This is a genomic window from Marivivens sp. LCG002, assembly GCF_030264275.1.
Classification (GTDB): domain Bacteria; phylum Pseudomonadota; class Alphaproteobacteria; order Rhodobacterales; family Rhodobacteraceae; genus Marivivens.
In genome coordinates, this window is sequence record NZ_CP127165.1 from 2700998 (window position 1) to 2721936 (window position 20939).

Here is a 20939-nt window from a genome sequence, read left to right on the forward strand (position 1 = left end):
TCGCCTCGAGTGACTTGGTATCCACATGGGGAAAATTGCGCGGAATGCCAAGTGCTAGACAATAACAACAACGTGGCTAGCAAATAGCCGCCGGTCAAAGGGACCATTCGGCACGGGCTTGGGCCTCGGTGATGTTGAGAAGCTCAAGCACAAACCCATTGGCCCCGCCACCATCGAATGTGAAGACCACCGAGCTGCCCGTATCGGTCAGGGTTGCGCCGGCAAGGCTCCATGTCGGATGGTCGATGGTCAGGATGTCGAGCCCAAGTTCGAAATCACGGATTTTGTCCGAGCCGCCCGCGTCAAAGCTCCGGAACACAAAGGTGTCGCTGCCTGCATCACCGTTCAGGATATCACTGCCCTCACCGCCGTAGAGCGTGTCATTGCCCGATCCACCACTCAGGGTGTCGTTCCCCATACTACCGAAGAGCGCATCATTTCCCGCGCCTCCGCGCAGGGTGTCGTTACCCTTCTTGCCGATAAGACGGTCGTTACCCTCTTCACCGATCAAAAGATCATTGCCGTTGCCGCCCAAAATGAGGTCATCACCCGCCCCGCCCGTGAGCGTATCCGCACCGACCCCACCACGAAGCTGGTCGTTTCCAAGCGCGCCGTAAATATCATCATTGCCGCTTTTGCCGTGGAGGTAGTCCTTTTGCTCGCGGCCATAGATCGTATCGTCCCCACCACGGCCGAGGATCACGCTGTTTCCGATAGGACCATAGATGATATCCGCATTCGGACCGCCTTTGATGCGCACCCCTTGAGAGGTGTCCTCGAATTCCCACCCTGTGGTATCGATCGAAGCGCCATAAAGGAACTGGATCGCCTCTTTGTCCAGATACCCTAGCGTCGTGTTCGCACCCGGCGAATTGTTATAGGACATCAAAGTAAGGGCGGTCCAATCGAGTGTCGAATCAAGCACAAGATCGCCTTCGAACGGGTGCTGGAGTCCCAGCGAATGGCCAAGTTCATGAAGCAAGATCTCGAACCAATCGTTCGAGGTAAGATTGCCACCTGCCCCCGTGTCGATCACATATTCACCCGAAGAGGTCGACGTCGAAAAAGAACGCGCAACGTTGGCCCATCCGCCAAGTCCCGAGCCAGAGACCCCATAGATATTGACCATCGCCACGGTGGAGCTTGCTACTTCGGCAAAAACCACACCGGCGTTTTTCTCAAAGACTTGCGCCGCTTTGCGGAATTGTTCGCGCTGAATAGCGTTGAAACTACGAACGCTACTCGACGGATAATACACATCACCCAGAGACGGCAGGTCGGCACCCTCGAGAAAGGCATAAGAAACGACCACAGGCGTTTGGAGCGCTTGCTGCCCGTTCCAACGCCAATATTGATAATCCGAATAACTCAGGCGTTCGGAATAGTAGAGAATGCCTGTGTAGTCATAGACCGTCGTCGCCAATTCGCCTTACCTATCTGGGCAAAACGCCCGCCTTATAAAGCGGGCGCCCAGTCCTTTAGTGCTGTTCAGGCACAAGGATTTCCCGCTTGCCGACGTGGTTTGCCGCGCTGACCACGCCCTCATCTTCCATTTGTTCGACCAAACGAGCCGCTTTGTTATAGCCGATCGCAAGTTTTCTCTGAATGTACGACGTCGAGCATTTACGGTCTTTGATCACGATTGCAACTGCCTGATCGTACAAGGCATCCTCGCCATCCGTATTTCCGCCAAGCCCGAGAACAAGATCGATGTTCGCTTCCTTGTCCTCGTCGGGACCATCGACGACACCCGACATATACTCGGGCGGGCCAAACGATTTGAGGAATTGCACAATCTCTTCAACCTCTTCGTCGGAAACAAAGGGTCCGTGGACGCGGGTGATCTTGGCACCGCCCGCCATGTAAAGCATGTCGCCCATCCCAAGGAGCTGTTCGGCACCCTGCTCACCGAGAATTGTTCGGCTGTCGATCTTGGACGTCACTTGGAACGAGATACGCGTCGGGAAGTTCGCCTTGATGGTGCCGGTGATGACATCCACCGAAGGGCGCTGCGTCGCCATGATAAGATGGATGCCAGACGCACGTGCCATCTGGGCAAGACGCTGGATGCAAGCCTCAATCTCTTTGCCCGCAACCATCATGAGGTCGGCCATTTCGTCGACGATGACGACGATATAGGGCATCGCTTCGGGCGCGAATTCTTCGGTCTCGAAAATCGGATCGCCCGTCTCTTCGTCAAAGCCGGTCTGGACCGTACGCTCGAACATTTCGTTGCGGGACAAGGCGTCGCGAACACGGCCGTTAAAGCCTTCGATGTTGCGTACGCCCATCTTGGACATACGGCGATAGCGTTCTTCCATTTCGCCCACGACCCACTTCAGAGCGACCACAGCCTTTTTCGGGTCGGTCACAACAGGGCTGAGAAGGTGCGGAATCCCGTCATAGACGGAGAGTTCAAGCATCTTGGGGTCGATCATGATCAAGCGGCATTCCGCAGGGGTCAGCTTGTAAAGAAGCGACAGGATCATCGTGTTGATCGCCACCGATTTACCCGAGCCTGTGGTCCCTGCAATGAGCAGGTGAGGCATCTTGGCAAGGTTTGCCACAATCGGATCGCCGCCGATGTCTTTGCCCAAAGCAAGAGGAAGACGCATGTTGCTGTCGCCGAAATCGCGCGCGGCAAGGATCTCGCGAAGGACCACTTTTTCACGGTTCTCGTTCGGAAGTTCGATACCGATGACCGAACGACCGGGCACAGTGGACACACGGGCTGAGAGCGCAGACATCGAACGCGCAATATCATCGGCAAGACCGATCACACGGCTGGCCTTGAGACCCGGCGCGGGCTCGAGTTCATACATCGTGACAACGGGTCCCGGACGCACCGAAACGATCTCGCCTTTGACGCCGTAATCATCGAGCACGCTTTCAAGCATACGCGCGTTTTCTTCGAGCGCTTCGTCCGAGAGATGATGACGCTCGATCTCGGCGGGGTTCATCAAAAGGTTCAGCGGCGGATGCTCGTAGTCGGCAAAGGTTTCATCAAAGGCAAGCTTGGGCTGGGCTTCGGCCTTGGCCTGTTTTGAGGGAACGACCGATCGCTTGAGCGCGTGTTGAACAACGCGGCGCGGCTCGGGCGTCGGGACAGAGACACGCGGCGCCATCACGGGTTCCATGTGGACTTCGGGCTCTTCCTCGACAAACTCTTCGGGCGCGTAGGCCATCGGCTCGTCGTCGTAGGAAGGATATTCCTCATAGCGGTCTTCAAGAATGTTGGCTTCTTCCTCGTGCCATTCGGCCATTGGCGCGGGCGCAAACTGTTCGGCCTCGGGTCCGCGATCAAGCACAAGCGGACGGGGTCCACGTCCTTTGGTCAGGGTCGGCTCGATACGGAAACCCGTCGGCGCAACCTGCTCGGGCTCGGGCTGCGGCTGCACCATGCGCGCGCGAATGGCGTCGGAAATCTTGCTCTTGATGCGGTCACCGCTCTGGACGGGAATATCGCCGTAGTCGACGGGTGCATTTTCAACAAGCTCTGGCGCGGGCATCGGCTCGGTGCCACGGCGCAGCACATTCGGGAACAAACCTCGGATACCACCCGTGCTTTGCTGCATTTCGGGCTCGCGTGGTGGAGCGGCGAGCGGTGATGCCCCCATCAACTTTGGGGCCTGCGCGGCCCGAGTCAAACGGGGTTCATGATGTGTCGGCATCGCGGGGTTTGCCCGAACGACATTCGCCACGCGTAACCGTTCGTCTTCATCCACAACCGCATAGGGATCGCGTGCGGCAAACCGCTCTGCGCGGGCCTCTTCGCGACGGTCCTGAACCTTGGCGTGGACGCCCTGCGCGGCGCGCAGCGAAGCCTCGGCGCTTCGGCCCAAAAGTTTGAGAAGAGTGGCATAAAGCATGATCACGCCGACGAGGAGGAAGCGCCAACCGATACGCAGCTCGGGCCGCGTGAAGCCGAGAACAAACGCCCCCGCAACAAGCGTGACGATCCCCATGACAAGCGACATAAGCTTGACGCCGAAAGCGGCAGGAAGCGGAACAGCCGTCAGAATGATGCTGAGGACCGTATCACCGAAAAGACCGCCGAGACCAAAACTGTGCGCCCAAGCCGACCCTGCCGCGAGGGTGGCACAATAGACAGAAGCCAAAGCAATAAAGATCGGCGAAAAGATCGCCCGACCAAAAGCGCGTTCCTCACCGCGGTGAAGCGCCAGTCGGATGCCCCACGTCGCAAGAACAATCGGCAAACCCCAAGCAGCATGCCCGACAATCATGATCAAAGGTGCTGCGATCGACGCTCCGAAACGACCCAGCCAGTTCTGCACCGGCGCATCCGTCGAAAGCATCCAGTTAGGATCTTCGGGCGAATAGGACATGAGCATCATCGCAGCCATGACGCCAAGGACGACAAGCCCTATTCCGAGAAGCTCTTTGCCTCGTTTCTCAATCGCCGCCTGCATCGTGCTGTCGAGTAGCGGATCACGCTGTCGGGTCGAATAGGATGCCATGTCTCACCTCAATCGTACAAACAGTCACGCAGCTTGATCAGCCCGTGCTGCATTTCTTGTGTTGGGGCCACCATGGCGACCCTGATAAATCCTTTGCCGGGGTTTTCCCCGTTCACATCGCGGCTCAGATAGGAACCGGGAAGCACACGAATGCCAGTCTCGGTCCACAGCTTGAGAGCTGCCTCTTCGCCGTCCTTGACGGGAAGCCAGAGGAAAAAGCCTGCTTGCGGCGGCTCATAGCCTTTGACGTGCTCGAAAATCTGATCGGCGGCTTTGAATTTCTGCTGATAAAGAGCGCGGCTCTCGATCACATGAGCTTCATCCGCCCAGACACGCGCAGACACGCGCTGGATCGGGAGAGGAAGCGGCGCACCCGAATAAGCGCGAAGCTGACGCACACGATGGATCGATTTCGGCCCGCCTGCAATGAAACCCGAGCGCAACCCCGGAAGGTTGGAGCGCTTGGACAGCGAATGGAAAATCGTCACGCGCTCGGGATCGGCTCCCATCCGCGCAGCGACCTGCAAAGCGCCCACAGGGGCATCGTCGCGATAAATCTCGGAATAGCACTCGTCGGCAAAAATGCGGAAATCATACTTTTCCGCAAGCCCGATAAGGTCCTCCCAATAGGCTTCGCTCGCCACCGCACCCTGAGGATTAGCGGGCGAGCAAATATAGGCGATCGCCGTGCGGTTGAGGATGTCTTCGGGAAGCGAAGCATAATCGGGAAGATGCCCCGTCTGCGAGGTCGCGGGCACGAACACAGGCTCGGCGTTGACGGAAATCGCAGCAATTGCATAGACTTGATAGAACGGGTTCGGCGTCAGGATCACAGGCTTTTGCCCGTTTTTCACCTCGGGGCAAAGCGCCATCGCGGCGTTATAGAGACCCTCACGTGTGCCATTCAACGCCATGATCTGATCTTGGCTGACTGCAACCCCATAGCGCCCTTTGATCCAGTCAGAAATCGCAGCGAGAAGCTCGGGCGATCCATCATTCGGAGGATATTTCGCGAATTCATGAACATGCGCAGCAAGCGTCTCGGCCACCCATTCGGGATAGGCATGTTGCGGCTCGCCAATGGTCATGGCGACAGGTTCCCCACCTGGTTTGTGGGAATCCAAAAGCTCCCGCAGGCGCGGAAACGCATAAGCCGGAAGGTTCGAGAACCGCTCGGGAAAATTCATAACTGCCTCAAGGTTGCGAGATCATTTGCGCCTCGCTTTCGAGCAGGATAGCAACAGCTCCCTTCTTCTGTCCAGAAAAAGGAACCCTTTCAGGGAGCTACGCGAACCTTATTGTGGCATTTTGGCCCAGCCGCTAGGCCAGAGCCGCCTCGACCGCTCCTCCGAGTCGGAGCAATTTCTCCTCGGAATTCGGCGCTGCATTGAGCAAGAGACCCGTCGAAGGAACCCCCGTCGGGATCGTCAGACCACAAAGCCCCATCAGATTGCCGATCCGTGTATTGCGAAGAGCCAACAGGTTTTCCTGCACAAAATAGTCAGGCTCGTTTTCAAGACGCGCAATAATCGGAGGAAGCGAAGGAACGGTCGGAACGATCACTGCATCATATCCCGATGCAAATTCAGCATAGGCTGCACGGATGTCGCTCAACTCGGCCCAACCCGCGATGTAATCCACCGCCGTAAACGACCCCCCCGGACGGATGCGCGTCAGGATCTGGTGATACATTTTCGAAGGGTCGGCCTCGATCGTATTCCGCCAATAGGCATAGGCATCAGCGGTGAACAGCATCCCAGCCAATTCAAAGGCGCGTCGAAGCGGCTCGAAGTGACCGTGGACGATCTCGGCCCCAGCAGCGTTCAAGCGGTCCCGCGCGCTGTAAAAGGCCGCCTTGGGGGCTTCGCGCAGATCCTCCATCGCGATCGTATCAAGGATCAGCAAACGGGTGCCCCGTAGGGACCCTCCAGCAAGGTCGGCGGGCTTGCGCCCCTCGAGCACCGCCAGCAAAAGCGCCGAGTCTTCGACCGTTCGACACAGCGGCCCAACGGTATCAAAGGTTTTGCAGAGCGGCACCACGCCTTCAAGGCTGAGCCGCCCGTGCGTGGTCTTGAGCCCCACAAGGTCGTTCCAGGCCGAGGGCACCCTAACAGAACCACCCGTGTCGGACCCGATTGCCGCCGCCGCCAGCCCGAAGGCCACGGATGCCGCAGCCCCCGAAGACGATCCGCCGGGAACACATTCGGGATAGTTCTTGCAAGGCGGCGTCGCGGTCATCGGGTTCAAACCAAGCCCCGAAAAAGCGATCTCGGTCATATGCGTCTTGCCAAGGCAGACGAGCCCCCCTTCGGTCGCGCGTTGGAGCACGAGTGCATCTTGCGACGGAACCCGCCCTTCCAGCAAACGTGTGCCCGCCTCGGTTGCTATTCCATTGGTATCAAACAGGTCCTTCCAGGAAATCGGCACCCCATCGAGCATCGAACGCCGTTGCCCGATTTTGGCCCGATGCGAGGCAGCCTTGGCCTCCGCTCGGGCGCGATCGGCTGTCACCCGCGCGTAGATGCGGTCGCGGAACGGATGCGCATCGATGGCGCCAAGATAGGCTTCGGTAAGTTCGACCGGATCAATTTCACCGCGTTCGATTCCGCGCCCCAGTTCCGCCGCCGATGCCCAAAGCCATTCTTGCATGACCGTCTCCAAAAATATGTGCCGAAGTTCAAGGTAGCGGCCAAGGATCGCATGGACAATCCCGCCGATCATACCATAGTTCACATCATGACCCATGATCAGGACATTCTCATCGTTGGCGGCGGCCTGAACGGCCCGGCTCTGGCTCTGGCTCTCGCGAAATCGGGGTTCCGCGTCGGCGTGATCGACGCCCTGCCGATCGACACCCGCAAGGACCCCGACTTTGACGGACGGGCCTATGCGCTCGCCCTTGCCTCGCAGCGTCTGCTCAAGGCTATCGGCATTTGGCAAAGTGTTGCAGAGCTCGCCCAACCTATGCTCGAGATCAAAGTCACCGATGGCCGCGCAGGCGAAGGGGCCTCTCCTTGGATGCTGCACTTCGATCATGCCGAAATCGAAGAAGGTCCGATGGGCTATATGCTCGAAGATCGCCACTTGCGCCGCGCCTTTCTCGACGCCCTCGAAACCGATGCGCATATCACCCAATACCCGCAGGAAACGGTCGTCGCTCAACACACCGACGCACATGGTGTTCGCGTCACGCTCGCCTCGGGCAAAACACTTACCGCCAAACTCCTCGTCGGCTGTGACGGACGCGCATCGGGCACAGCCGAGCGCGCAGGCATTCGGCGCACGGGTTGGGGCTATGGGCAAACGGGGATTGTCTGCGCCGTCGAGCATGAGAAACCCCACAACGGGATCGCGCATCAATTCTTCATGCCGAACGGCCCTCTTGCCATCCTTCCACTCAAAGGCAACCGTTGCTCCATTGTGTGGAGCGAAACCGATGCCCGTGCGGCCGCCTGTATGAAGATGACCGACGACGAATTCCTGAACGTGCTCAAACCCGCGTTCGGGTCGTTCCTTGGCGAAATCAAACTTGCCGGGGCGCGGTTCGCCTATCCGCTGAACCTGACCCTCGCCAACAGCTTCATCGGCCAGCGAATTGCACTTGTCGGGGACGCAGCACATGGGATGCACCCCATTGCAGGCCAAGGCTTGAATGCGGGCCTGCGCGATATCGCCGCTCTTGCAGAGGTTCTGGGCGAAGCCAAACAGCACGGCGAAGACTATGGCAACGCCATCGTTCTAGGCCGATATCAACAGTGGCGCCGCTTCGACACTGCTTCGCTGGCTGTTGCGACGGATACCTTCAACAAGCTGTTTTCGAACGACAATCCGCTCTTGCGCGCAGTCCGCGGCATCGGCATGGGGCTTATCAATGCGGCCCCTGCGCTTCGTCGCAACTTCATCCGCGAGGCAGCGGGCCTTACGGGTGATCTTCCCAAGTTGATGCGCGGTTAAATCGCCCGTGCCTCATCAACGAGCATGATCGGAATGCCGTTGCGGATCGGATAAGCAAGCTTCGCCGCTTCCGACACCAACTCCTGCTTTTCCGCATCATAGCGGAGCCGCGTGTGGCTATGCGGACAGACCAAAGCTTCAAGCATTTTAGGATCAAACGGTGTTTCGGTCATTGAAGCATCTCGTCATTGCCGCCCCGAAGGGCAAATTCGATCAAAGTCACAAGTGTTTCACGTCGATAGGCCAAAGTCGGCGCTTCAAGCAATGCCTGTTTGTCCTCGGGCGGGAAAGGACACAGCATGGAAAGCGAGTTGATCAAAAGCTCGTCTTCTGCGTCCTTCATGGCATCCCAATCCGTGGAAAGCCCCTGATCAATGAAATAGCGCGAGAGAAGATCGAGCAGCGCAGCGCGATCAAGGTCAAAGTCGCTCTCGGTTTTGCCCAAGTCCCGCTCGAAGCCGCTCCAATTCACGTTGAACCGGCGATACGGCGCAAATCCATCGACCTCGGAGAGCGTGCGAAACCTCGAAACGCCCGTCAAAGTGATCATGTAACGACCGTCCTCGGTCTCGGAAAAACCCGTCAGCCGCCCAGCGCAACCGATGAGATGAAGACCCCTCGAACCATTCGGCTGGATCATACCGATCAGTCTCTCGGGCGTTTTCATCGCGTCCTCGATCATCGCAAGATACCGAGGTTCGAAGATGTGCAGAGGCATCCTTGCCCGAGGCAGCAAAAGCGCTCCGGGCAAAGGAAAAACGGGAATGGTTTGTGGTAAATCAGATGCGTTGAACATGCGCATTGATCTAGCCTCGCTCCGACTTTAGGCAAATATCATCGAGGACAATTTGCGACGACCGTTCAGAACAATCGGATCATTCGGTTTGAGCGCGTCGAAAATCTGGAAAAGCTGCGTTTTGGCCGCGCCGTCATTCCATTCCTTATCTTTGCGGAAAATCTCCAACAATTCGTTCACCGCATCTTCGGTTTGGCCCGCTGCATGAAGCGCGACAGCATAATCGAAACGCGCCTGAAGGTTCGACGGGTCGGCATCGACCGCCGCCTTCAACTCAGCAATCGGACCTGCGTTTTGCGACTGTCGCGCCAAGGTCACTTGGGCACGGGCCGCGTCAAGCTCGGCAGCACTGTCGAACTCTTTGGGGGCAGCATTCAAGATGGCTTCGGCTCGGTCGATATCACCCAATGCCAAATGTGCACGGATCAGACCTGCATAGGCGGCGACATTCGCGCCATCTTCCTGAAGGATCGCAACAAAGGTATCGGCCGCATCCTGTGCTTGACCGTCTTCGATCATCTGCTCGGCCACTTCTACGGCCTCGGACAGACCGCCGTCGACGCTCCCGCCCGCCATTTTGGCAAGCTTGGCAACAAAAGCTTCGATCTGACTCGGAGGCACAGCGCCCTGAAAACCATCGACAGGCTGCCCTTTGTAAAAGGCATAGACAGTCGGGATGGACTGAACCTGAAGCTGTCCTGCATAGACCTGGTTCTGGTCGACATCGATCTTGACCATTTTGACCGCGCCGCGCGCTTTGGTGACTGCTGCTTCGAGAGCAGGTCCCAAAGTTTTGCAGGGTCCACACCATGGCGCCCAGAAATCGACGATCACAGGCGTGGTTTTCGATGCTTCGACGACATCTTGCATAAAGGTCGCGTCCGACCCCTCTTTGATAAGATCGGCCTCGGGTGCCTTCGATCCGCCAAGCTCAAGCATAGCGCTCTCCTTTATCTGTTTGCCCCTATATGTGACGCCCGTACGCGCAGAGCAAGGGAGCCCCTCTTGTGCAGCCGCAACAATCCTCTCATGGTGGAGCCAAAGCACAACTCCGAGATTTGAGACATGCACACGATTTTGACATTTGGCGACAGCAACACGCACGGCACCCCTCCTATCGAAGTCCGCGGCGAAGCACGGCGCTTTCCTGCAGGTGTCCGCTGGCCCACCGTGGTGCACGGCGAGCTAGGGCCCGACTGGGTTCTGGTGGAAGAGGGGCTTCCCGGTCGGACGACCATGTTCGATGATCCCTTGATGGGAAGCCACATGGACGGGCGCCTTGGTCTCAAGATTGCTTTGAACTCGCACGGTCCCATCGACGTTTTGACCATCATGCTCGGCACCAACGACTCGAAAATGATGTTCGGCACCGACCCCGAGCGCATCACCGCAGGGATCGCTGCGCTGTTGGGGATTTCCCAATCCCAAGAAATGCAGGACCGCCACGGCGGGTTCAAAACCCTTTTGATCTGCCCCCCCGCCGTCAAGGTCCAAGGCCCGATCAAAGACGTCTTTTATTGCGCCGGTGAAAAGTCGGCCGCACTCGCCCCGCATTACAAGAACCTTGCCGAGCACTGGGGCATCGGCTTTTTCGATGCAGGCAGCGTGATCGAAACCAGCGCGCAGGATGGCGTCCACTTTAGCGCAGACGCCCATCAGGCTCTGGGCAAAGCGATCGCCGAGGCCGTGCGGAGCCTCTGATCAAAGATCAAAGGTCGCGAAAACAGGCGCGTGATCACTGGGGCCTTCCCAGCCACGCGTCTCGCGGCGGATGTGGCTTGAATGCGCGGCATTCGAAATGTCGGGCGTCGCCCAAACGTGATCGAGACGCCGCCCCTTGTCGGCCGCGTCCCAATCCGCCGAACGATAGGACCACCAGCTATAGACCCGACCTTCGGGCATGTCCTGACGAGTAATATCGACCCAAGCCGCCGCCTCCTGGACTTCGGCCAGTTTCTCGACCTCGATCGGCGTATGGCTCACCACTTTCAAAAGCTTCTTGTGGTCCCAAACGTCATCTTCACGCGGAGCAATATTCAGATCACCGACAAGGATCGACTTTTCCGTCTTCGCCCCTCGGAAATAGTCGCGCATCTCGGCCAGAAAATCGAGTTTCTGACCGAATTTTTCATTGACCTCGCGATCCGCGATGTCGCCGCCTGCGGGCACATAGAAATTATGGACCGTCACCCCATTTTCCAGACGCCCCGCGATGTGGCGCGCATGTCCGAGCGCGGCAAAATCTTCGGCACCTGCCTCGACCATCGGGATTTTGGAAAAGATCGCGACACCGTTATAGCCCTTTTGCCCGCGCGCAACCATATGCGTGTAGCCGAGTGCCTGAAAGGCCTCGAATGGGATCTTGTCCACGGGCGATTTGCATTCCTGCAAACATAGAACGTCGGGGGCATCTTCGGTCATCAACCGCATCACCAAAGCTTCGCGTAGACGAACCGAGTTGATGTTCCATGTTGCAAGGGTGAATGCCATTCGAGCCTCCGATATCGCTTTGCGACTACATGCCCTTTCACAGAGCACAACGCAAACCAAAGCCGTAAAAAAATGCCCGACCGAAAACGGCCGGGCAAGTCCAACAGGGAGGAGATGGATTAACCCAACCATCAGGGGACTGTTGTCAAATCTACAACGGTTTTTCGTCGCAGAATTTGAGATAGATCAAGCAACCAGACGATATCCGCCTGCTTCGGTCACAAGCAGACGTGCGTTCGAGGGATCGGGTTCGATCTTCTGGCGCAAACGATAGATATGGGTTTCAAGCGTATGGGTGGTGACCCCCGCGTTATAGCCCCAGACCTCGTGCAGGAGCACATCCCGCGCAACCACGCCTTCGCTCGAGCGATAGAGGAACTTGAGAATGTTGGTTTCTTTCTCGGTCAGACGGACTTTTTTGTCGTCTTCCGTGATCAACATTTTCTGCGCGGGCATGAACGTATAGGGCCCAAGCTGGAATACGGCGTCCTCGGACTGTTCATGGGTCCGTAGCTGCGCGCGCAAGCGGGCAAGCAGCACGGGGAACTTGAAGGGCTTGGTCACATAGTCGTTCGCGCCGGCATCAAGTCCGAGGATCGTATCGCTGTCGGTGTCATGACCCGTCAGCATCAAAATCGGACATTTCACGCCCTGCTTGCGCATAACGCGGCAAAGCTCGCGACCGTCCGTATCGGGAAGCCCCACGTCCAGAATAACAAGATCGTAGTGGCCTTCTTTGATACGCGCGAGAGCATCCGCTCCTGAGCTTGCTTCGAAAACGTCAAAATCATCGGTCATGACAAGCTGCTCGCCGAGCGCTTCGCGCAGGTCGTCGTCGTCATCCACCAAGAGAATTCGTTTCTGTTGAGCCATTTCAGCCTCCTTCACACTTACGGGAGCAGATGTGTATTGATACGCCAAAGAGCAATATTTCCGTCACTCGCCTCACGTCGTCGTGTCGAATTGGCGCTAAATATTTCAATTCCGCCGCCAAAGGACTATGTCAGCGGAACAAGCAAAGGAATGTTCCAATGAGTTTCGGCCCCGATCTTACCGAGAAGCTCGCGCGAGCCCGCGCCGATCTCCGTATGGGAGTGCCGATCGTTTTCGCCGAGGGTGCACTCGTTTTTGCGGCAGAAACGCTTGATGCGGCCCGACTGGCCGACCTTCGGTCGCTCGGGAGTGCGGATCTCGTGATCACGAACTGGCGCGCCGAAACGCTCAAAGTGGCTGCCTATGATGGCGACCTTGCCCGAATCAAACTGCCTCCCGACGTATCGCTTTCGTGGGTGCGCGGCATCGCAGATCCGTCCGACGATCTTCGCAATCCGCTCAAGGGCCCGCTCAAGGCGGAACGCGGCGGAAACTGCGCCCTGCATCGTGCCGCGATCCACATCGCAAAAGCAGCGCGCCTCTTGCCCTCCGCTCTTGTCCTGCTGCTGAGCGATCCCGAGCGCTTTGCCCAGAGCAATGACCTCACACTCCTGAGTGCGAGCGCGATCGACACCGAACGGCTTTCGCCGATGGAACCGATCATCGCGGCGCGTCTTCCCTTGGAAGTCTCCGAGGCAGGACGCCTTCATATTTTCCGACCCGATGACGGTGCCGAGGAACATTACGCCATAGAGATCGGCAGGCCCAACCGCGACGCGCCCGTTCTGTCGCGACTTCATTCCGCATGCTTCACGGGCGACCTTCTGGGAAGCCTCAAATGCGACTGTGGCCCCCAATTGCGCGGCGCTCTCGCCCAAATGGGAGAAGAGGGCAACGGCGTATTGCTCTATTTGAACCAAGAGGGTCGCGGCATCGGACTTGCCAATAAAATGCGCGCCTATTCTCTCCAGGAACAAGGCTTTGATACCGTCGAAGCCAACCATCGCCTCGGGTTCGAGGATGACGAACGCGATTTCCGGATCGGCGCAGAAATTCTCCGCCGTATGGGATTTTCGTCGGTTCGGCTCCTGACCAACAACCCCGCAAAGGTCGCCCGCATGGAAGAATGCGGCATCAAGGTCACCGAGCGGGTCCCCCTCAAGGTCGGCGAGAACAGACACAACCACCACTATCTCGCGACCAAAGCGAAAAAGAGCGGACATCTTCTATGAGCGCCACCGCGCATGATCTTGTCGTGACCCCGCGCGGTCTTTTGTTTCAGGGGCGCTACTATCCCTGCACCGTGGGACGCGGCGGGATCACCGACGAGAAACGCGAAGGGGACGGCGCAACTCCGCGCGGCGTGCACAATATCGTAGGCTTGCTCTTTCGCCCCGACAGGATCGCCCGCCCCACGGATTGGGCCTTGCCGATCCATATCGGCGACCTGTGGTCGGACGACCCGAACCATTCCGACTATAACCATATGGTGCGCGCACCATATGGCCACAGTCACGAAAGGCTTCGCCGTTCCGACCCGATGTATGATCTGATTCTGATTACCGACTGGAACTGGCCGAATGCCGAAAAAGGCAAAGGCTCCGCGATTTTCATCCATCAATGGCGGAGGCCGACCTACCCGACTGCGGGATGTATCGGCCTCAGGCGCCGTGATCTTCTCGGTATTGCAAAAGCCCTACGCCCCGAAAGCCGGCTCATCATTCGTTAGGAATAGGTCCGCGCCCCAAAGATCGCAGACCCGACGCGGACGTGCGTGGCGCCAAAGCTGATCGCCTTTTCAAAGTCATCGCTCATTCCCATGGAAAGCCCGTCGAGCCCGTTGCGCTCGGCCATTTTGGCCAAAAGAGCAAAGTGCATCGACGCCTCTTCATCCACAGGCGGGATGCACATCAGCCCCCGCACAGGAAGATCCAGAGCGCGGCACTCCTTTACAAAACCATCCACATCGCGCGGTGCGATTCCCGCCTTTTGCTCTTCCAGACCGGTGTTCACTTGAACAAAGAGATCAGGGCATGATCCGATCTCCTGTGCGATCCTCGCAATCGCCTCGGCAAGTTTGGGACGGTCGACCGAATGGATTACCTCGGCGAGCTGCATGGCCTGACGGACTTTGTTCGTTTGCAGTGGTCCGATGATGTGAAGTTCGATTCCCTCGAAGCGCGAACGAAAGTCGGGCCATTTGCCCGCCGCCTCCTGAACGCGGTTTTCCCCAAAGACTCGGTGCCCTTGGTTCAAGACAGACTCGACGCGTTCATTGGGCTGCACCTTGGAAACCGCAATAAGCGTAACAGACCCCGCATCACGACCGTTTTCTATCTCAGCCTGTCTGATCCGCTCTTTGATCTCTGCCAGTCCCATCAGAATACCTTTGTTTATTGGTCGAACAACAAGACGCAGATAGCCCGTGATCAGCGCTAAGTCACGCAGGTGGGAGAAAATGTTGTGTGACCTTCGTGACACATATCCGGCCCAGTCGAAAAAACAGTGGGCAATTTGCTTGAGTGAAAGAAGGTTTAGGCGCAAAGACACACTCAATGCTGGTTCAACTGGCATTCTTGGGAATGCAAACACGAGGGAAAAACCATGAAAAGCATCCTTCTCGCTACTGCCGCTTCGGTCGCTTTCGCTGGCGCCGCTGCTGCTGAAGTAACCTTCTCGGGCGAAGCTAGCGCCGCCTACAACAACAACACCGGTCTCGACGTTCAGGCAGAACTCAAAGCTGCTATGTCGGCTGCTCTCGACAACGGTTACACCGCTTCGGCTGGCGCAACCTTCGACGTCGACGCAGGCACCTTCAAGCGTGCAAACGTCTCGATCTCGAGCGACGTTGCTTCGCTGACCTTCGGCACCGCTCTTAACGGCGCTGCTTACACCGTTGTTTCCGACACCTACGGTGTTGGCCTCGGCGAAGAAAAGACCAACGGTCTTCTCGCTTCGTACAAAATCGGTGAAACCACCGTTTACGCATCGCTTCCGGTTGCTCAGGGCGCAAAAGCTGACCTGAACACCCTCGAGCTCGGTGCTAAGACCACCGTTTCGGGCTGGACCGTTTCGGCTGCTGCTGCAAAAGTAGCTGGCAAGAACGAATTCGCAGCTAAGTTCTCGGGCGCTGTTGCTGGCGCAACCATCTCCGGCGGCTTCGGCACCGTAGACAAGGGCGGCAAAGCAAACCAGTGGGACATCAAAGCTGAGTACCCCGTTGGCCCGGTCACCGTATCGGCTGCTTACGACGAAGCTTCGGTATACGTCCTCGGCGCTAAGTACTCGGCAAACGGCGTAACCGTTGCTGCTGAATACACCAAAGGCGGCGCATGGAAAGCTGACGCTTCCTACGCATACGGCTCGGGCGTAAACGTCTTCGCTGGTCTCGCTGAAAAAGGCAACGACATCTACGTTGGCGCAACCTACGACCTCGGCGCTGGTGCAACCCTCACCGGTTCCTACGTTAAGGACGGCGGCGCAGCTGACGCAGACAACAAGATCGGCGCGAAAGACTACGCTCGCGGCGCGACTGTTAAGGTTTCCTTCAAGTTCTAATCGAACCTGAAATACCTAAGTTTGAGCGGTCCTTCGGGGCCGCTCTTTCTTTTTGTGGGCATTGCAAAGCCGATCCTTGCCCAAGAGACTTGTGAGCCTCTTTCGCCTTCGTTACACATTCCGAGACGAATAAGTTCCTTCGGGAACCAAACGGGGGTGACGAACTGATGGCTTTGACTGGATTGAGCCGCACGGCCTTGACGGCGACTTTGCTAATCGCGCTCGGCGCATGCGGCAATATCAGCGGCGGAAGCAACCCGCTTGGCTCTCTTCCCGGAATCGGAAGCATCGGACTCGGTGGCGGAGCGTCGGAAGATGCGACCCGCCAGGCTGCGCGCACCCGCGGTGCTGAAAACGTGGCGGTGAACCGCTATCTCTGGGCCGCAACTCTCGATGTTCTTAGCTTCCTTCCGATCGAGAGCGTTGATCCCTTTACCGGCGTCATCGTCTTTGGCTATGGCCGCCCCCCCGGCGGTGGTCGCGCCTATCGCGGAACCATTCACATCTCGGACCCTGCCCTTGACGCCCGTTCGCTCAACGTAGCGCTCGCCACCAGCGGCGGCCCCGTGAGCAACGCAACACAACACGCCGTCGAAGACGCTATTCTGGCTCGCGCGCGCCAGATCCGCATTGCCGACGGTAAGCTATAGAAACCGCCCGCATTCTGATCTAAGACCACGCCGGGCCCCGTGCCCGGCGTTTCCATGTCCCAAAGGACCCATTCATGTCCCGCTACTCCGCATCTGAAATCGAATCCAAATGGCAAGCCGCCTGGGAAGAGGCCAATGTCTTCAAGGCAACCCGCGAAGGCGGCAAGCCCAAGTACTATGTGCTCGAGATGTTCCCCTACCCTTCGGGCCGCATCCATATGGGCCACGTGCGGAACTATACGATGGGCGACGTGATCGCGCGTTACAAGATTTCGACGGGACACAACGTTCTTCACCCGATGGGCTGGGACGCTTTTGGTATGCCTGCCGAAAACGCCGCAATGGCATCGGGCGGACACCCCAAAGAGTGGACCTACAAGAACATCGCCGACATGCGCAGCCAGATGAAGCCGCTCGGTCTTTCCATCGACTGGAGCCGTGAATTCGCGACCTGTGATCCCGAATACTATGGACAGCAACAGGCGCTCTTTATCGACATGCTGGACAAGGGCCTCGTCTATCGCAAGAACGCCGTGGTGAACTGGGATCCCGTGGACATGACGGTTCTGGCCAATGAACAGGTGATCGACGGCTGCGGCTGGCGCTCTGGTGCCCCCGTCGAACGCCGCGAGTTGACCCAGTGGTTCTTCAAAATCTCGGACATGGCCGATGACCTTCTGACCTCGATCGACAAGCTCGACAACTGGCCCGCCAAGGTCAAACTGATGCAAGCCAACTGGATCGGCAAATCGCGCGGTCTCCAGTTCGGGTTCGAACGCACAGACGGCGGTGACAAGATCGAAGTTTATACCACCCGTCCCGACACCCTCATGGGCGCGTCCTTTGTCGGCATTTCGCCCGACCACCCCCTTGCCAAAGAACTCGAGGCCAAGAACCCCGAGATCGCAGCCTTCTGTGCCGAATGCCGCAAGGGTGGCACCACAGAAGAGGCTTTGGAAAAGGCCGAGAAAAAAGGCTTCGATACGGGTCTCAAGGTCAAGCATCCCTTTGATGACGCTTGGGAGCTCCCGATCTACATCGCGAACTTCATCCTGATGGACTATGGCACGGGCGCGATTTTCGGCTGCCCCGCCCACGACCAGCGCGACTTTGACTTCGCGACCAAATACGGCCTTCCGATCAATGCCGTTTTCAAGGCCGCTGGCACCGACGACACCGAATTGACCGAAGCATTCGTTCCGCTCAAGTCTGAAAAGGTCGAATATATCCGCGGCTTTGCAGGCGAAACCGTCCAGACGGGCGAAGAGGGCGTAAACGCCGCCATCGACCATTGCGAGGCCAAAGGTCTCGGCACGGGCGTCACCAAGTTCCGCCTGCGCGATTGGGGTCTGTCGCGTCAACGCTATTGGGGCTGCCCGATTCCCGTTGTCCACTGTGAGGACTGCGGCGTGGTGCCCGAAAAGAAAGAGAACCTCCCCGTTCAGCTTCCCGATGATGTCACCTTTGACGTTCCGGGCAACCCGCTTGACCGTCACCCCACGTGGCGCGATTGCGCCTGCCCGCGGTGCGGCAAGCCTGCCAAGCGGGAAACGGACACGATGGATACCTTCGTTGACTCCTCTTGGTATTACGCTCGCTTTACGGCACCGCGCGCCACCACGCCGACCGTGGCCGAGGATGCGGACTACTGGATGAACGTCGATCAATACATCGGCGGCATCGAACACGCGATTCTTCACCTCCTCTATTCGCGCTTCTTCGCACGTGCGATGAACGTAACAGGCCACCTTCCCGAGAGTGCGCGCGAACCCTTTGATGCGCTTTTCACCCAAGGCATGGTCACCCACGCGATCTATCAGACCCGCAACGCCGAAGGCCGCCCTGTTTATCACTACCCCGAACAGATCGAGCTTCGCGACGGTAAAGCCTTTGTCATCGCGACAGGCGAAGAGGCCGAGATCATTCCCTCGGCCAAGATGTCGAAGTCCAAGAACAACGTTGTGGACCCGCTGAACATCATTTCGTCCTTTGGTGCCGATACCGCCCGCTGGTTCGTTCTCTCCGACTCGCCGCCCGAACGCGACGTCGAATGGACCGCAGCAGGGGCTGAGGCGACCGCCAAGCACCTCGCGCGTGTCTATCGCATCTGCGCCGAAATCGCTGAACTTCCCGAAGGAACGGGCGAAGGCGACACCGAACTTCTCAAAGCGATGCACAAGGCCATTTTCGACGTCACCCAAGGCGTGGAATCCTTTGGCTTCAACGCTGCGATCGCCAAGCTCTATGGTTTCACCAACGCGCTCTCCAAATCGAACGCAGGCGGCACCGCGAAAAAGACCGCGGCCAAAGCCTTGGCGCAACTGATGTCCCCGATGACCCCGCACCTTTCCGAAGAACTGTGGTCGCTGCTCGGCGGCAAAGGTCTCGTCACACTTGCGGCATGGCCCGTCGCAGAAGAGGCGATGCTCGTCGAGGACGAAGTCACGCTTCCGATCCAGATCAACGGCAAGCGCCGCGCGGAAATCAGCGTGCCTTCGGATATGTCCAAAGAAGACGTTGAAAAACTCGTCCTCGCGCACGAAGCTGTGGTCAAAGCGCTCGACGGTGCCGCGCCGAAAAAGCTGATCGTCGTCCCGGGAAGGATCGTGAACGTTGTCGTCTAAAGCAATTCTCAGCCTGCCGCGTCGGTCCGCCCTTCTTGGGGCGCTCCTGCTGGCAGGCTGCGGATTTGCTCCGGTCTACGCACCGACGGGCGGCGGTTCAAAGCTTCAGGGCAAGATCGCCTTTGCCCTTGGTGAGGATCGTTTCGATTATAGGCTGCGCGAGCAGTTGGAACGGCGGCTTGGCCGAACGGAACTCGAAGCCTATCGTCTTGCCGTCATAACCGAAGTGACCGAAAGCCCCGTTGCCATCGCGTCCGACAACACTGCAACCCGTATCAACCTGCCCGCAACCGCGCATTATACACTGTCGGATGCTGCGGGCGGCACCATCGCCCAAGGCACGGTGCAAACCTTCACCAGCTATTCCGCCACGGGCACAAGCATCGCGACACGATCGACCAAGCAAGCCGCCGAAGACAGGCTCGCCGCGATGGTCGCCGATCTCGTTGTTGCCCGTATTCTCGCCGAAGCAGGGCATATCACCGAATGAAGCTCAACACGCGAGACGCCGTTGCCTATTTCAAGAAACCCGACCCGAACCGTGCGGGGATCTTGATTTATGGAGGTGACGCGATGCGTGTTGCAACGCGCAGAAAAGAGGTCATCACGGCGCTCGTCGGTCCACAGGCCGAAGAGGAAATGCGCCTGAACCGTATGAACAGCGCCGAGCTTCGCAAGGACCCCGCACAGCTCATCGATTCCCTCAAGGCTCAGGGGTTCTTCCCCGGACCGCGCGTCACCTTTATCGAGGACGCGACCGACGGACTTGCCGACCTTTTCGCAGACGCCCTGAACGAATGGCAGATCGGTGACGCCCAGCTTGTCGTCACCGCAAACCAGCTCACGGCCAAATCCGCCCTGCGCAAGGTGTTCGAAAACCATCCCAACGTTTATGCGGTCGGGATTTATGACGACCCGCCCGGCCGCGACGAGATAGAAGCCGCTCTGACCGCTGCGGGTCTGACGAATATCGCGCGCGAAAGCATGGATGCCCTTATTGCCCTGTCGCGCTCGCTTGATCCTGGTGATTTCCGCCAAACGGTCGAGAAGATTGGGCTTTATAAACAAGGGGATCCGCTCCCGCTTTCCGTCGCGGATATCGAGGCCTGCGCCCCCCAATCCACCGAGGCCGATCTCGACGAGGTTCTGAACATCGTCGCCGACGGCAAGGCGCAGGAACTGGCCCCCATATTGCGTCGACTCTATGCCCAAGGGGTTCAACCCGTTGGACTTTGCATTGGTGCACTCCGGCATTTTCGCACGCTCCACACGGCCTCTGCAGATCCGGGCGGCCCCGCCGCAGGTGTCGGACGACTTCGCCCCCCCGTCTTCGGTCCCCGTCGGGACGCGATCGTAAGACAAGCGGGCAACTGGGGCCGCGCCAAGCTTGAAACCGCGATCAGCGAACTGATCAGCACCGATCTTCAACTCCGCTCAAGCACCAAAGCCCCGCAGAGCGCATTGATCGAACGCAGCTTGATCCGCCTTGCGATGATGGCACGAAGATAAGACGAAA

Annotated in this window: 19 protein-coding genes; 9 read left to right on the forward strand and 10 right to left on the reverse strand. The window is 58.2% G+C overall.

Annotated elements, in window-relative coordinates:
- Positions 1-94 precede the first annotated feature (94 nt).
- From QQG91_RS13385 to QQG91_RS13400, 4 genes are all read right to left on the reverse strand, one after another.
- Positions 95-1423 carry a hypothetical protein gene (locus QQG91_RS13385; RefSeq protein WP_285770715.1) on the reverse strand — a complete coding sequence of 443 codons (1329 nt, stop codon included), beginning with the start codon at positions 1421-1423 and terminating at the stop codon, positions 95-97.
- A 55-nt stretch (positions 1424-1478) separates the two neighbouring features.
- Positions 1479-4478 carry a DNA translocase FtsK 4TM domain-containing protein gene (locus QQG91_RS13390; protein ID WP_285770716.1) on the reverse strand — a complete coding sequence of 1000 codons (3000 nt, stop codon included), beginning with the start codon at positions 4476-4478 and terminating at the stop codon, positions 1479-1481.
- Between the two features lie 8 nt (positions 4479-4486).
- Positions 4487-5665 (reverse strand): aminotransferase class I/II-fold pyridoxal phosphate-dependent enzyme, encoded by a 1179-nt coding sequence (locus QQG91_RS13395; protein WP_285770717.1) that lies wholly within the window; start codon positions 5663-5665, stop codon positions 4487-4489.
- A gap of 133 nt (positions 5666-5798) precedes the next feature.
- Positions 5799-7127 carry an amidase gene (locus QQG91_RS13400; protein WP_285772363.1) on the reverse strand — a complete coding sequence of 443 codons (1329 nt, stop codon included), beginning with the start codon at positions 7125-7127 and terminating at the stop codon, positions 5799-5801.
- A 51-nt stretch (positions 7128-7178) separates the two neighbouring features.
- Between QQG91_RS13400 and QQG91_RS13405 the strand changes: the two genes are divergently transcribed.
- The gene (locus QQG91_RS13405; protein WP_285770718.1) at positions 7179-8432 is read left to right on the forward strand and encodes an FAD-dependent monooxygenase; all 1254 of its coding nucleotides are present in this window, start codon (positions 7179-7181) and stop codon (positions 8430-8432) included.
- Here QQG91_RS13405 and QQG91_RS13410 read toward each other — a convergent pair.
- From QQG91_RS13410 to QQG91_RS13420, 3 genes are read right to left on the reverse strand one after another with little or no spacing between them, the layout of a single operon-like run.
- Entirely contained in the window at positions 8429-8605 is a 177-nt protein-coding gene (locus QQG91_RS13410) for a Trm112 family protein (RefSeq protein WP_285770719.1), read from the reverse strand. The two genes, QQG91_RS13405 and QQG91_RS13410, sit on opposite strands and share 4 nt — an antisense overlap.
- A complete protein-coding gene (locus QQG91_RS13415) occupies positions 8602-9228 on the reverse strand; it encodes an LON peptidase substrate-binding domain-containing protein (RefSeq protein WP_285770720.1) in 627 nt (208 codons plus the stop codon). The genes QQG91_RS13410 and QQG91_RS13415 overlap by 4 nt, the downstream gene beginning before the upstream one ends.
- A gap of 27 nt (positions 9229-9255) precedes the next feature.
- Entirely contained in the window at positions 9256-10167 is a 912-nt protein-coding gene (locus QQG91_RS13420; protein ID WP_285770721.1) for a thioredoxin family protein, read from the reverse strand.
- A gap of 126 nt (positions 10168-10293) precedes the next feature.
- On the opposite strand from QQG91_RS13420, the gene QQG91_RS13425 reads away from it, so the two are divergent.
- On the forward strand, positions 10294-10929 hold the full coding sequence (locus QQG91_RS13425; protein WP_285770722.1) for an SGNH/GDSL hydrolase family protein: 636 nt from the start codon (positions 10294-10296) through the stop codon (positions 10927-10929).
- On the opposite strand, the gene QQG91_RS13430 is transcribed toward QQG91_RS13425, so the two are convergent.
- Positions 10930-11718, reverse strand: a complete 789-nt coding sequence (locus QQG91_RS13430) for an exodeoxyribonuclease III (protein ID WP_285770723.1) — start codon at positions 11716-11718, stop codon at positions 10930-10932.
- Between the two features lie 186 nt (positions 11719-11904).
- A complete protein-coding gene (locus QQG91_RS13435; protein WP_285770724.1) occupies positions 11905-12591 on the reverse strand; it encodes a response regulator transcription factor in 687 nt (228 codons plus the stop codon).
- Positions 12592-12749: 158 nt separating this feature from the next.
- Between QQG91_RS13435 and ribA the strand changes: the two genes are divergently transcribed.
- The gene (gene ribA / locus QQG91_RS13440; protein WP_285770725.1) at positions 12750-13823 is read left to right on the forward strand and encodes a GTP cyclohydrolase II; all 1074 of its coding nucleotides are present in this window, start codon (positions 12750-12752) and stop codon (positions 13821-13823) included.
- Positions 13820-14320, forward strand: a complete 501-nt coding sequence (locus QQG91_RS13445; RefSeq protein WP_285770726.1) for a L,D-transpeptidase family protein — start codon at positions 13820-13822, stop codon at positions 14318-14320. The genes ribA and QQG91_RS13445 overlap by 4 nt, the downstream gene beginning before the upstream one ends.
- Here QQG91_RS13445 and QQG91_RS13450 read toward each other — a convergent pair.
- Entirely contained in the window at positions 14317-14970 is a 654-nt protein-coding gene (locus tag QQG91_RS13450) for a YggS family pyridoxal phosphate-dependent enzyme (RefSeq protein ID WP_285770727.1), read from the reverse strand. The genes QQG91_RS13445 and QQG91_RS13450 overlap by 4 nt on opposite strands.
- Positions 14971-15195: 225 nt before the next feature.
- Between QQG91_RS13450 and QQG91_RS13455 the strand changes: the two genes are divergently transcribed.
- The 5 genes from QQG91_RS13455 to holA all read left to right on the forward strand — a co-directional run bounded on the left by QQG91_RS13455 (position 15196) and on the right by holA (position 20932).
- Positions 15196-16149: a porin gene (locus tag QQG91_RS13455; protein WP_285770728.1), complete on the forward strand. Its 954-nt coding sequence runs from the start codon at positions 15196-15198 to the stop codon at positions 16147-16149.
- 167 nt (positions 16150-16316) lie between these two features.
- A complete protein-coding gene (locus tag QQG91_RS13460; RefSeq protein WP_285770729.1) occupies positions 16317-16799 on the forward strand; it encodes a DUF3576 domain-containing protein in 483 nt (160 codons plus the stop codon).
- A gap of 74 nt (positions 16800-16873) precedes the next feature.
- Entirely contained in the window at positions 16874-19423 is a 2550-nt protein-coding gene (leuS, locus tag QQG91_RS13465; RefSeq protein ID WP_285770730.1) for a leucine--tRNA ligase, read from the forward strand.
- Complete coding sequence (gene lptE, locus QQG91_RS13470) at positions 19413-19913, forward strand: LPS assembly lipoprotein LptE (protein ID WP_285770731.1); 501 nt, start codon at positions 19413-19415, stop codon at positions 19911-19913. The genes leuS and lptE overlap by 11 nt, the downstream gene beginning before the upstream one ends.
- Positions 19910-20932 (forward strand): DNA polymerase III subunit delta, encoded by a 1023-nt coding sequence (gene holA, locus QQG91_RS13475; RefSeq protein WP_285770732.1) that lies wholly within the window; start codon positions 19910-19912, stop codon positions 20930-20932. Before lptE ends, holA begins: the two co-directional genes overlap by 4 nt.
- The last annotated feature ends 7 nt before the right edge of the window (positions 20933-20939 follow it).

Bases quoted from the DNA above. Each gene is read 5' to 3' on its own strand.
- QQG91_RS13390 (WP_285770716.1), bottom strand. From the start codon at position 4,478: ATGGCATCCTATTCGACCCGACAGCGTGATCCGCTACTCGACAGCACG.
- QQG91_RS13395 (WP_285770717.1), bottom strand. From the start codon at position 5,665: ATGAATTTTCCCGAGCGGTTCTCGAACCTTCCGGCTTATGCGTTTCCG.
- QQG91_RS13400 (WP_285772363.1), bottom strand. From the start codon at position 7,127: ATGCAAGAATGGCTTTGGGCATCGGCGGCGGAACTGGGGCGCGGAATC.
- QQG91_RS13405 (WP_285770718.1), top strand. From the start codon at position 7,179: ATGGACAATCCCGCCGATCATACCATAGTTCACATCATGACCCATGAT.
- QQG91_RS13410 (WP_285770719.1), bottom strand. From the start codon at position 8,605: ATGACCGAAACACCGTTTGATCCTAAAATGCTTGAAGCTTTGGTCTGT.
- QQG91_RS13415 (WP_285770720.1), bottom strand. From the start codon at position 9,228: ATGTTCAACGCATCTGATTTACCACAAACCATTCCCGTTTTTCCTTTG.
- QQG91_RS13420 (WP_285770721.1), bottom strand. From the start codon at position 10,167: ATGCTTGAGCTTGGCGGATCGAAGGCACCCGAGGCCGATCTTATCAAA.
- QQG91_RS13425 (WP_285770722.1), top strand. From the start codon at position 10,294: ATGCACACGATTTTGACATTTGGCGACAGCAACACGCACGGCACCCCT.
- QQG91_RS13430 (WP_285770723.1), bottom strand. From the start codon at position 11,718: ATGGCATTCACCCTTGCAACATGGAACATCAACTCGGTTCGTCTACGC.
- QQG91_RS13435 (WP_285770724.1), bottom strand. From the start codon at position 12,591: ATGGCTCAACAGAAACGAATTCTCTTGGTGGATGACGACGACGACCTG.
- ribA (WP_285770725.1), top strand. From the start codon at position 12,750: ATGAGTTTCGGCCCCGATCTTACCGAGAAGCTCGCGCGAGCCCGCGCC.
- QQG91_RS13445 (WP_285770726.1), top strand. From the start codon at position 13,820: ATGAGCGCCACCGCGCATGATCTTGTCGTGACCCCGCGCGGTCTTTTG.
- QQG91_RS13450 (WP_285770727.1), bottom strand. From the start codon at position 14,970: ATGGGACTGGCAGAGATCAAAGAGCGGATCAGACAGGCTGAGATAGAA.
- QQG91_RS13455 (WP_285770728.1), top strand. From the start codon at position 15,196: ATGAAAAGCATCCTTCTCGCTACTGCCGCTTCGGTCGCTTTCGCTGGC.
- QQG91_RS13460 (WP_285770729.1), top strand. From the start codon at position 16,317: ATGGCTTTGACTGGATTGAGCCGCACGGCCTTGACGGCGACTTTGCTA.
- leuS (WP_285770730.1), top strand. From the start codon at position 16,874: ATGTCCCGCTACTCCGCATCTGAAATCGAATCCAAATGGCAAGCCGCC.
- holA (WP_285770732.1), top strand. From the start codon at position 19,910: ATGAAGCTCAACACGCGAGACGCCGTTGCCTATTTCAAGAAACCCGAC.